This is a genomic window from Arthrobacter sp. JSM 101049 (assembly GCF_041679245.1).
Lineage (GTDB): Bacteria > Actinomycetota > Actinomycetes > Actinomycetales > Micrococcaceae > Arthrobacter_H.
On record NZ_JBGFFC010000003.1, the window covers coordinates 185181 to 197106 of the forward strand.

Here is an 11926-nt window from a genome sequence, read left to right on the forward strand (position 1 = left end):
CCCATTTCAAGAACTTGATTCTCAATGTCTAGCAGCCCCCACCGTTTCTCATGGAATCGACAATCAGATTCGAACGACGTTCCAGCCCACAGCGCAGGACATTCTTGTGGCCGGGAACGACCTTGCAACGTAGCGGCCCCTCCACTATTGCCTCTTTCTCACCCAGTTCCCGGGTCAGGATATGGGTGTGTTGGCCTATCGACCCTTAAGCGGCTCCATGCTCTGGTTTGAGGACATATCCTCAGGGGCCGACTGCATGCGAGAGGGCTAGCAGACGGTCAAGTGAGAAAGAGCTCTGGCATAGTTGGTTCAGCCGTATCCAAGAGAAGGGATGGAATTCATAATGCAGTCAGTTTCCGGATACTTCCTACTCCTCGACTCCCGAACTGAGGCGCTGACTAGCAAATTCATCACGACGGGAATTGATCACAGAGGAAAGAGCCTGAATTCCGGTGAAACCAACTGGAACGAAATCACCCGGATGGCAAAGTCGAAGAACTGCCTGGGAGTGATTGCAGTTCTACGTGAGCACGCCTATCAGTGCTTTGCTTCAGACCGAAGAAACGGAGAAGATGACCGTCAGCCTCCGCTCGGCACTATCAGCCAAGTCGTCATTGACGGCATGCTGGCAGCGATTGCCGCACAACCCCACTTAGTTCTAATACATGAAGCGGTCCTAGGCGGTGCCGCAATCCATGAGGGAGTGGAGGTCGAATCTGACGAAGACGCGTCGTACGATGAATGGTCGGACAAAGCAGCCCGTGACCACTTCGGTGATATCGACGAACATGTCCGCCTGCGAGCAAATGAACGCCTCTCAGAGGCCGGTATCAATACCACGCCATATAGGCGAAATGCAGACGCCTCTATGCTTTCTCTCGGCTTCATCGAAGACCAGCAAAGCAATCTTCTATTTCGACTTTACGTGCCTGCCGGGCGTCTGTACGAAAACGAATCCGCTGACCTTCTTAGGCTCTTCCACGAATGGCTCACCTCGGTCCGGGGCATGAACGTTCGTCAAGGCGGTTATACAACGGCACGCGGTCGTGTCATCGAGTTCTTTGCTGAGAACCGGTCGGATGCGTCTGGACTACACGGCGAAATGCAGCGTTTTCAAGCTTTTCTTGCTTTGGTTGAGCACCCGTTGGAAGCTGAACAACTGTTGGTTGGCATGGGCGTGAACCTCCAACGCGCATCCTCCATAGTGTCTCAGTACGCTAAACGCGCACGTCGCCTCCAAATCGATGTGAAGCATGAGCGGGAGCGCCGAAGTCTAGACATCCGACAGCAGCTTGAATCCGAGCTCCTAGACGAAATCCCCAGTCAGTCCGGAACTGCGATTTCCCAAGTCGTCGACATGCTTCTGCCAAATGAGCCCCAACTGCTTGAAGCTCCAGCACGCAGACATCTATCAGCAGCCCCATATTTAATTATCAACCAACAATTCATCACACGCGCGGAAGGCATTATTGCGCAGAACATCGCGGGTGACGCCATCCAGGGTAAACAAGCGAACGAGCTTCAGGCTTTGATCGCTCATCACGCTGACACAGCAGAGCAAGGCGACCTCTTGAACTCTCTACGGGAATTCTTGGATGGCTCGGCTCCGGTCAACGGTCGTTTGAAAGCTAAGCAACGGCTCAAAGGCTTTCTGCTCTCGATCGGCGACAAAGCGGGACAAGTTGGTGTGAACCTTCTCCAAGCATGGATTGAAAAACAACTGGGCTTGTAGTCCTGGCAAAAAACAACTGGTGGTTGAACGCCGATAACGGCGCATATGAAATCGCGAGTCCGGCGAATCGAATTTGGATGACCATGTGAGCCCTTCCGGTCCCATTACCTGTAAGGTTCCACAGCGCCCCTCCACCAGCGCTGTTCCTTTCCCCGACGTGTTCACTCCGGTGTTCTCCACACGATCATTGCCTTCAGGCCGGATAGTCTAATCAAAAGCCATGAAGGAGACAGAGATGTCAGCTGCGGAGAACAATGTACAACGCGTGCGCTTGATGCTTGAGTTCCTGGCGCACCACCCGGAGGGTCTTCCCCCGACATCCGGTCCTGAAGCGTTCTTTCCGCAGGTCTTTTCTCAGGTTCCGGAGGAAGGATCCGAGTCCACGCAGCTCAAGGACGGGCTCTCCCGTGGCGAGTCGAACCTGATGTGGTCGAGCGTGGACCTGGTGAAGGCGGGCTGGCTGGAGAAAAGCGGCACCGGCGTGTGGAAAGCCACCGCCGCAGGCGTGCACGCCCTCGAGGATTACCCCGATGCCCAAGGCCTCGTTGCGGAGGCCAGGAACCGCTACAACGCCTGGAGCGCGCTGACCAGCCGGCAAAAGCAGGAGCAGCTCAGCACCACGATCGTGGCCGTGGACAAGAACGAGGAAGTGGTCCGGCAGGCCGCCCTGCCGTTCGTGGAGCGCGGCCTGCGGGCAGGCGACTCCGTGTTCTCCCCCGGGCGGCCTGTCTGGCAATCGGGCTCCGTGGATGACCTTCGCTCGGTTTTCGTCGATGCCCCTGATCCGGAATCGGGCAATTTCGTGGACAAGCTGAAAGTCCAGATGGCCGATGTTTCAGACGACGCCCGTTTACTGATGGCCGAACTAGTGTGCTGGCAGTTGCTTCCGATCAGTCCCGGGACGATCGGTGAACGCGCGAAGACGGAGCGCGTGCAGGCCCTTCTGGGCTACATGGACCATCCCGTGCAAATCCCTGCGGAAATTGCCCGGGCCTTCAAGAACGGAACGTTCAACCCAGGTCCGGCCATGTCCAACAACCTCTACGGCGCGCTTGTCATGATCATTCAGCTGCTGGACAGCTGGCTCAAGCAGACCGACGACGAGAAGGAAGTGCTGCTCGGAGACGCGTGGGCGTGGCGTGATTTCGTGAACGACTTGCCGGGCCACAGCTTCCCAACGCAGCGCAATTCGCTGACCTACATCGTCCACCCCCTGCGCATCAGCTCCATCGTCTCCGAAGCGCACAAACTCGCCATCCGCGATGCGTTCATCGGCGAAGTGGGGGAAGGGTCCGCCGATGTGGACCGTGACCTGCTGGCCATCATCTTGAAGCTGCAGCAAAAGGCCGGTGGTCCGGTGGGCTTCTACGCCGAACCATTCGCGCACGAATGGAAGAAGCAGCCTCTAGCAAACGTGGTGCCGGATCCCGAGCCCGAACCGGAAACCGGGCTCGCCGTCGAAACCCGGGCCACTCTACGGCGTCCCTTCCGCGCTGCCGACGCAACACTGGCGGAGTCCCTGTACATCGACGCGGATTGGTTGCAAAAGCAGTTGGACCTGCTCGAACGCCGCGGCCAGATCATCCTCTATGGGCCTCCCGGAACGGGTAAGACCTTCGTGGCGATGACGCTGGCCAACCACGTTGCAGGCGACGGTGAGTACACCGAAATAGTCCAGTTCCATCCCAGTTATACGTACGAGGACTTCTTCCAGGGCTACCGCCCGGTCACCACGGAGGCCGGATCGTTGACCTATGAGCTCAAGGACGGTCCCCTGCGACGGATAGTGGAGCAGGCCAGGAAGAATCCGGAGTTCAGTTACGTCCTGGTCATCGATGAGATCAACCGGGGCAATCTGGCCAAGATCTTCGGCGAACTGTACTTCCTGCTGGAATACCGGGACCGACCCATCAAGCTGCAATACAGCCGGGACGGCGAGGATTCCTTCGTGATGCCTGCGAACCTCTTCCTCATCGGCACGATGAACACCAGCGACCGGTCCATCGCGTTGCTTGACACGGCCATGCGCCGGCGCTTCTCGTTCGTGGAACTGCATCCGGCCAAGTACCCCATCGACGCCGTCCTCGCCCGCTGGCTTGACCGCCACGGACTCGGCAAGGAACCAGCGGACCTCCTCGCGTTGGCCAACGCGCAGATCGGAGCCGCCGACTTCAGGATCGGGCCAAGCTACCTCATGCCCAAGGACGGGCTATTCCAACCCGGCCAGCTGGAGGACATCTGGGAATACGACATCTTGCCCCTCCTGACTGAGCACCACTACGGCGAACGGATCGACGTCGAAGGGACCTACGGCCTCGAGGCGCTGCGGGTCCGGATGAAGACCTCTCCCCCGGCCACCGTCGATCCGGCGGAATAGGCCCGTGTTGCGGCTCCAGCTCCGCGAGGGCAACGGCCCCGAAATCCACTGCCTGCCCGATGGTGTCGCCACGGTTCTCAACCGGCTCGACATCGCAACCGTCACCCCCGCAGAAGGCGGTGGGTGGTTGGTGGCGAACATCCGCAAGGTCGGAGTCCTGATGGCAGTCGGCTGCCAAATCACCATCCGTCCCAAGATCCCGGTCACTAGCCTCTTCTTCCTCATGGGTTACAGCCTGGACCGCGGTTTCTGGCTCGATGACGACATCGCCATCAGCCCCGACGTGGACGTCGACCTGGTGAACACCATCGCTCTCACGTTCATCCGGAACGCCTCCAAGGCAATCCGGGAAGGAATCATCCAGGGGTACGAGAGCTACGAGGACTCCCTGCCAATCATGCGGGGCAGAATCGACATTCCCGCCCAGATCGCCCGGCGAGGAGGACTCGCCTTCCCTGCACAAGTGGTCTATGACGAGTTCACCACCGACGTAGCCGAAAACCGGCTGCTCCTCTCGGCGGCCCGCCGCCTGTTGAATCTGCCGGATTTGACGGACGGGTCGATGGTCGCCCTGCGGAAGATGACACAGGCCCTGGACGGGGTCACGCCCCTTGCCGTGGGTCAGGCCATGCCCCGCGTGCACTTCACCAGGCTTAATGCGAGATACAAGCCAGCCCTGGTCCTCGCGGAAATCATCCTGCGAAACTCTTCCCTCGAACAAGACGGAGGGAACATTGGCACCACCGCGTTCCTGTTCGACATGTGGAGGGTCTTTGAGGACTTCGTTACGACAGTTCTGGCCCACCGCTTGGAGGACCGAGGCGGCACCGCGACCTCGCAGGCGAAAGGCACGTACCTCGACACGGGTGCAAAGATTGCGCTGCGGCCCGACCTGCTGTGGCACGACGGCATCCATTGCAAGGCAGTCATCGACGCCAAATACAAGCGAACTAAACTTGCCAACTACCCCAATGCCGACATCTACCAAATGCTGGCCTACTGCATGCGGTTCGGGCTCGAAGCCGGGCACCTCGTATACGCCAAGGGCGAGGACGAACCCAGGATCCACGAAATCATCGGGCACACAGCGTATATCCACTGCCACGCGATCGACCTGAACCAACACCCATCAGTGCTTCTCCGACAGATGTCCCAACTGGCCGATAAAATAGCGGCACAGCACTAACCCACCGTTGACACCTCCCGCGCCGGCTCGCAGCCCCCGCATGCCGTGACGGGGCCTTGGTTCACACAAGGTATCGGCTCCAATACCCAGGCCTCCCTCTGCCCGGGGCCAGGCGGCTTCGACGTTCCAGCCCCAGGCCGTCCCCATCAGCTTCCGGTCAAAGGCATACGCCCAACGCCGATATTCCCCTGATATGTCAGTCCAGGCGGAGACCCGACAACCCAAAGTCCTCGGCTATATGTCTCGTCCACTCATGCCGCGTCTTTCATAGCGGGGTAGATGGCAGAACTGCCGACAATAGGGCCCCCGGCCCTCCACACGCAGCGAAGACGATCCCTGAGCGGCCTTGGGGATGGGATAGGTTGCTGGTATGGCGCGTGATCATGCTTCCAGAGCCGAGTGGATGCTCTTGTACCGGCGCGGACTCGAGCCAACAGACATCGCACGGATCTGCCACACACTGCCACGGACCGCGGAGTCATTCATCCGGGAGCAGCTCGAACGCGACCCGACTCTGTTCGACACGCGGCTGTCCCCGTGCCGGGAGCCATCCCTGCCGGTCTTCCGGAACGAAGACGCCATGCAGGGATGGGAAGGCAATCGACTGTCACTCTCCGTCTTCGTCGAGACACGAGGAAGATTTCCTCGGCGGTCTGCGGACACGACCACGGTCTCCGGGGCGCTGGAGGTGTTCCTGTACCACTGGGCCCGTGCTCAACGCAGCCAATCCGCAGCTGGCGGCCTGACGGCCCTTCAGGAGCGCCAGCTGGAGTCCATACCCCGGTGGACCATTCTCGGACGCGACCAACTCAACGCCAAACACTGGGATGAACGACTCGCTGCCTGCAGGGTGTTCATCGAAAAACATGGGCGGCTCCCGGCATACCGGAGCGGGACAACCGACCACGAGCGGAGCCTGGGTTCCTGGTTGAGCCGGCAACGATCCCGAGAACGTCGTGGTGTTCTCCCCATGGCCCGGGCCAACGCTCTCGACGGTTTGGTATCGAAGTCCAGCAAAAAGCGCTCCGGTTGCCGGGTTCCATATCCTTCCGGACAGCTGGTGCCGGATTCGGGAATTCGATTACCACCTCACGACGCCTAGCGTTTGAATATGCGGCGACCGGGGCAACCGATGCAGTTCCAGCACCATGGAATCGCCATGCAGCGCGCCTGTTGCCCTTACCGTCACGGCGCTCCCAGGTACCTCTAGTGTGCGCACTAGACCAATTACGTCCAAGGGAGCGGCAGTATCTCCCTCGCAATGTCCAGCACCCGTGCCAACGCCGTCGAGGCATTACTATGCCGCCAACCCAAAGCCAGAGTAAAGGCGTTAGCCCCCTCCGCCAGCGGCACATATGTCACGCCGTCAATGCGAATGTGCTCCGACGACTCGACCACGATGGCGATCCCCACCTGAGCGCCGACCAAGGCTAGCAAGCTGTACGGATCCGGTGCTTCCTGCGCGATGTGCGGCAGAAATCCCGCTTCATCGCACATCCGCATCATCGACTCCCGCACCTTCGATCCATGGGATGCCGGATAAGAAATGAACGCTTGGTCGTGGAGTTCGTTCATGCTGACGGACTCGCGGCCAGCGAGCTCGTGGTCAGACGGCATGGCCACCATGACCCGCTCCTCTCGAATCACGTGAACGTCGATACCCGCCGGTACCGGCGGACTCACGATCGCCAAATCCATCCCCTCGTCCCTCAGCGCCAGCGCGGCATCGCCCGAGTACGTCCGCGGATGCAGCTCAAGGCTGATGCCCGGATGCCGGCGCGCCACCTCGCGGGCAAGCAGCGACAGGATCGAGTAGCCGCTCGTTCCGCCGAAACCGACGCGGACGCGGCCTACCTCGCCTTCCTGCGCAGCCCGTGCGATCCGCCGAGCACCGTCGACTTGAACCTGGATCGACCGCGCGGGCTCGAGCAGCGCCTCTCCCGATGACGTCAGCCTCACTCTCCGGGTGGTCCGCTCGAACAACGGGGTCCCGAGGTCCTTTTCCAGCGATCGGATCATGTGGCTCAGCGCCGGCTGAGCGACGTGCAGCTTCTCGGCTGCCCGGCCGAAGTGGAGTTCCTCCGCCACGGCGATGAACGCCGTGAAGTGCCGTAGCTCCATCCAACGCCTCCATTGTTCGGTTAATTAAAATAATTGCCTTGATATTAGGTCTTAGACTCTTGTGAAAACAACTGGAAGAGTGACGTGCAGCACAAAGCACCGCACGACCTCCAGCACGGGAGAACTGCCATGAGCACAGCCAACGGATCAGCGCCGATCCCCACCGAGCCACCGGCCTTCGACACCAAGCAGGGCCGCAAGGCAGGCGTCGCCGCCTTCGTCGGCACCACCATCGAGTGGTTCGACTTCTACATCTACGGCACGGCCTCAGCCCTGGTGTTGGGCAAGCTCTTCTTCCCCGGCGAGGAACCGGCGATCGCCACCCTGGCCGCCTTTGCGACCTTCGCCGTCGGCTTCATCGCCCGTCCACTGGGCGGCATCATCTTCGGCCACTTCGGCGACAAATTCGGCCGTAAGAACACCGTCATCACCACGCTGATGCTCATGGGCCTGGCCACCGTCGGCGTCGGCCTGCTGCCGACCTACTCGCAGATCGGCGCGATGGCACCCATCCTGCTGGTGGTCCTGCGCGTCATCCAGGGCATCGCCATGGGCGGCGAATGGGGTGGCGCGGTCTTGATCGCCACCGAGTTCGCTCCGCCGGGCAAGAAGATCCTCTATGGCGCGTTCGCCCAGCAGGGCTCACCCGTCGGCAACCTGCTCGCCACCGCAGCCTTCTTGGGCCTGACCTACATGAGTGCGGAGAACTTCGGCTCCTGGGGCTGGCGGATCCCATTCCTCGCCTCGGCGATCCTCATCGGCATCGGCCTCTACATCCGCCTGCACATCACCGAGTCCCCGGAGATGATCCGAGCCACCCAGCAGACCCCGCAGCAGCGGATCCCGCTGGTCACGCTGATGCGCGACCACTGGCGCGTTGTCTCCCTGGCCGTCGGGGCCGTCGTGACCGGCGTCGCCATCACGTACCTGAAGACCACCTTCGCCCTCTCCTGGGCCACCACGGAGCTGGATTTCGGCCGTACCCAGTTCCTGCAGATCGTCACCGTCGCGCTCGTCGCACAGGTGATCATCCAGCCGTTCGGCGCGGTGCTGGCCTCCAAAATCGACGCCAAGAAGGCCATCCTCATCATGCTGCTGCCCGAACTGGTGCTGCTGCCGCTGATGTTCGTCCTCATCCAGACCGGCAGCTTCGCCCTGGCCATGCTCGGGATGGTCCTGGCCACCGCACCGCACGCCATGTACTACTCGGCACTGGCCGGCGTACTCGCCCAGCTCTTCCCGACCCGGATCCGCTACACCGGGATCTCCGTTGCCTACCAGCTCTCAACTGCCCTGTTCGCCGGCACAGCGCCGTTCGTCAGCCAGGCACTCCTCAACGTCTCCGGCACCATCTGGACCGTCGTCGCCCTCGGCCTGTTCTACGTCCTGGTCTCGGCGGTCTGCATGTCGCTGCTGCTGCGCGGCAAGAGCTGGACCAACCGCGAGGGCCAAGCCGGCCATGTTGTCGAGGCCGACGAAACCGCCACCGGCGCAACCCAGGAGAGCACCGCCGTCGTGCGCTGAGAATCCCCACCTGCTTCCCCGCACCACCTACGAAAGAACCCCACCATGAACTTCGTGTCCCTCGACCCTGCCCTGCAGCCGCTCATCGAGTCCTACCTCGACCCGACCAACCGGGCGCTGCTGGCCCCCGTGCTGAATGCCCTGGGTGCCGACGCCGCACAACGGCTGGGCCCGCTGGCCGAGACGGCGGATAAGAACCCGCCGGTGCTCGAGCAGTTCGACCGCGAGGGCGAGCGGGTCGATGCAATCACCTACCACGACAGCTACCGGGAGCTCTCGCGGGCCGCGTACGAGGAGTACGGACTCTCCGCGTTGTCCCACCGGGGCCTGCACGGGTGGGACGACGTGCCGCCGCACCTGGTGAAGTACATCCTGTCCTACGTGTTCGTGCAGGCCGAGTTCGGGCTGGCCTGCCCGGTGTCGATGACCGACGCCGCGGCCCGCACGCTGCGCAAGTTCGGGGCCGGGCGCTTCGAGGAGGTCATCGACCGCCTCACCTCCGTGGACTCGGCGCGGCGGTACACCGGGGCGATGTTCATGACCGAGATCCAGGCCGGCACCGACATCGCCCGCACCGAGACCGTCGCCGAGCGCGACGGCGAGGAGTGGAAGCTGTCCGGACGCAAGTGGTTCGCCTCCAACCCGGACGCCGACATCATCCTTACCCTGGCCCGCTACCCCGGCGGGGACGACACCACCCGTGGCGTCGGGCTGTTCATGCTGCCCAAGGTGCTGCCCGATGGGTCGCGGAACGCGTACGTGATCGACCGGCTCAAGGACAAGCTCGGCACCCGCTCGATGCCCAGCGGCGAGGTTACCCTCAACGGCGCCTACGCGGTCCAGGTCGGCGAGCTCGAGCGTGGGTTCCGGCAAATGGCCGAGATGGTCAACACCTCCCGGCTGTCCAACGCGATGCGCTCCACCGCGCTGATGCGCCGCTCCGTCAACGAGGCCGTCGCCCACGCCCGGAAGCGCGTGGTGTTCGGGCGCCCGCTGATCGAGGCGCCGTTGATGCGGATGACCCTGCTGCCGCTGCAGGCCGAGGCCGAGGCCGCCCTGGGGATGGTCTTCTTCGCCGGGGACGCCCTCCAGCGCGCCGACGCCGGGGATGCGACCGCGACCCAGCTGATCCGGGTGCTGACCCCGCTGGCCAAGCACTACATCTGCAAGCGTGCCCGGCACGTCACCGCGGAGGCCATGGAGGTCCGCGGCGGCCGCGGCTACATCGAGGAGTGGCCCGACGCCCGGTTGGTGCGCGATTCGCACCTGGGCTCCGTCTGGGAGGGGTCGAGCAACGTCATCGCCCTGGACGTGCTGCGCTGCCTGCGGCAGCAGGGTACGCACCGGCTGCTCGCCGAGACGATGACCGCTTCGCTGGAGGCGGTGGAACTGCCCGAGGCCGGGGACGATGTGCGCACGCTGCTGCACCGGTGGGAGGCGATCACGGTGCGCGGGGATGCCCTGCTCGCCGGGCCAGGTGCCGACGCCGAGGCGCTGATCGGCCGCTATGCCGACGCGCTCGCGCAGCTGGTGATGGCGACCCTGCTGCTCACCCAGGCCGACACCGAAGCCACCCGGGACGGCAACTTCCGAAAGCTGCTGGTGGCCCGGGCCTTCATCGCGCTGAACATCCTGCACGACGATGAGGTGGCACCCGAGGCCCTGGCCCATCTGGAGCAGATCATCGACGGGGCCGTGGTCTCCCGCGACGCCGTCGCCTCCCCCACTCCCGTGGTATGAGAGCCCAACCTACGATGAGGACAGCATGAACACCGACTCCAGCCCCTCCGCCCCCGCCGCCTCGTTCGCCGGCCCGCTCGCCGGCGTGCGCGTGGTGGACCTGTCCAAGATCCTGGCCGGACCCTACGCCACCATGTCCCTGGCCGACCTGGGTGCCGAGGTCATCAAGATCGAACACCCCGAGGGCGGAGACCCCACCCGATCCTGGGGGCCGCCCGCGCTGGGCGATGACGCCACCTACTTCCACGCGGCGAACCACGGCAAGAAGTCGGTGACGATCGACCTGAAGTCCGAGGAGGGGCAGGCCCACGTGCACCGCATGCTGGCCGACGCCGACGTGCTGGTGGAGAACTTCCGCCCGGGGTCCTCGCTGCAGCGGATCTTCGACTACCGCGAGCTCTCCGAGCAGTACCCGCAGCTGGTCGTCCTGCACATCTCCGCGTTCGGAGACCACGGGCCAATGCGCGACGCCCCCGGCTACGACATGATCGCCCAGGCGGCCGGCGGGCTGATGTCCCTGACCGGCGAGCCCGGTGGGGCGCCGATGAAGGCCGGCTTCGCGATGGGCGATCTCGGCGCAGGGCTCTTCGGGGTCATCGGAATTGTCTCCGCCCTGTTCGAGCGCAGCCGGACCGGCCGCGGGCAATACCTGACCACCTCGCTCTACGAGGGCCAGCTGGCGCTGCATGTGAACTGGGCAACCAACTACTTCGCCGACGGGCGCCGGCCCGAGGCTTTGGGTTCCGGCCACCCAAACCTTGTCCCCTATCAGGCGTACCCGGCCGAGGACGGATACTTCGTCATCGCCATCGGGAACGACGCCCTCTGGCAGCGCTTGTGCACCACGATCGGCCGGGACGACCTGGCCCAAGATGTGCGGCTGTTGCAGAACCGCGGACGCGTAGTCCAGCGCGAATACGTCAATGCCGAACTGTCCCGCACGCTCGGCACGCGCAGCGTCGAGCACTGGTGCTCGTTGTTCTCCGACAAGGGGATCCCCGCCTCGCCGATCAAGCACCTCGACGAGGTCTACAACGACTCGCAGACCGAGGCGCTGGGCATGGTGCAGACCGTCGAGCACCCGAGGATCGGGCCCATGCGCCAGGTCGCGTTCCCGGTGAACTTCAATGGCATACGGCCGCCGGTGCGCTCCGCTCCCCCAGTCCTTGGCGCCGATACCGAGGAGATCCTCGGCGTTCGGATGCCCGTCACGCACGCTGACCGCTAAAACCCGACCCCTTCCAGG

8 protein-coding genes are annotated in these 11926 nt (G+C 63.1%); 7 read left to right on the forward strand and 1 reads right to left on the reverse strand.

Annotated elements, in window-relative coordinates; all coding sequences use genetic code 11:
* Positions 1-343: 343 nt before the first annotated feature.
* The 4 genes from AB8M85_RS10290 (at position 344) to AB8M85_RS10305 (ending at position 6397) form a co-directional block, all read left to right on the forward strand.
* A complete protein-coding gene (locus AB8M85_RS10290) occupies positions 344-1732 on the forward strand; it encodes a hypothetical protein (RefSeq protein ID WP_372698721.1) in 1389 nt (462 codons plus the stop codon).
* A gap of 220 nt (positions 1733-1952) precedes the next feature.
* On the forward strand, positions 1953-4109 hold the full coding sequence (locus tag AB8M85_RS10295; RefSeq protein WP_372698722.1) for an AAA family ATPase: 2157 nt from the start codon (positions 1953-1955) through the stop codon (positions 4107-4109).
* A 4-nt stretch (positions 4110-4113) separates the two neighbouring features.
* Positions 4114-5295 (forward strand): McrC family protein, encoded by a 1182-nt coding sequence (locus AB8M85_RS10300; RefSeq protein ID WP_372698723.1) that lies wholly within the window; start codon positions 4114-4116, stop codon positions 5293-5295.
* 580 nt (positions 5296-5875) lie between these two features.
* Positions 5876-6397 (forward strand): helicase associated domain-containing protein, encoded by a 522-nt coding sequence (locus tag AB8M85_RS10305; RefSeq protein WP_372699081.1) that lies wholly within the window; start codon positions 5876-5878, stop codon positions 6395-6397.
* A 125-nt stretch (positions 6398-6522) separates the two neighbouring features.
* Here AB8M85_RS10305 and AB8M85_RS10310 read toward each other — a convergent pair whose 3' ends face one another.
* Positions 6523-7416: a LysR family transcriptional regulator gene (locus AB8M85_RS10310; RefSeq protein WP_372698724.1), complete on the reverse strand. Its 894-nt coding sequence runs from the start codon at positions 7414-7416 to the stop codon at positions 6523-6525.
* 129 nt (positions 7417-7545) lie between these two features.
* On the opposite strand from AB8M85_RS10310, the gene AB8M85_RS10315 reads away from it, so the two are divergent.
* From AB8M85_RS10315 to AB8M85_RS10325, 3 genes are read left to right on the forward strand one after another with little or no spacing between them, the layout of a single operon-like run.
* Positions 7546-8940, forward strand: coding sequence for an MFS transporter (locus AB8M85_RS10315; protein ID WP_372698725.1), 1395 nt, complete (start codon positions 7546-7548; stop codon positions 8938-8940).
* Positions 8941-8985: 45 nt separating this feature from the next.
* Positions 8986-10680, forward strand: coding sequence for an acyl-CoA dehydrogenase family protein (locus tag AB8M85_RS10320; RefSeq protein WP_372698726.1), 1695 nt, complete (start codon positions 8986-8988; stop codon positions 10678-10680).
* A 25-nt stretch (positions 10681-10705) separates the two neighbouring features.
* Positions 10706-11908, forward strand: coding sequence for a CaiB/BaiF CoA transferase family protein (locus AB8M85_RS10325; RefSeq protein ID WP_372698727.1), 1203 nt, complete (start codon positions 10706-10708; stop codon positions 11906-11908).
* The last annotated feature ends 18 nt before the right edge of the window (positions 11909-11926 follow it).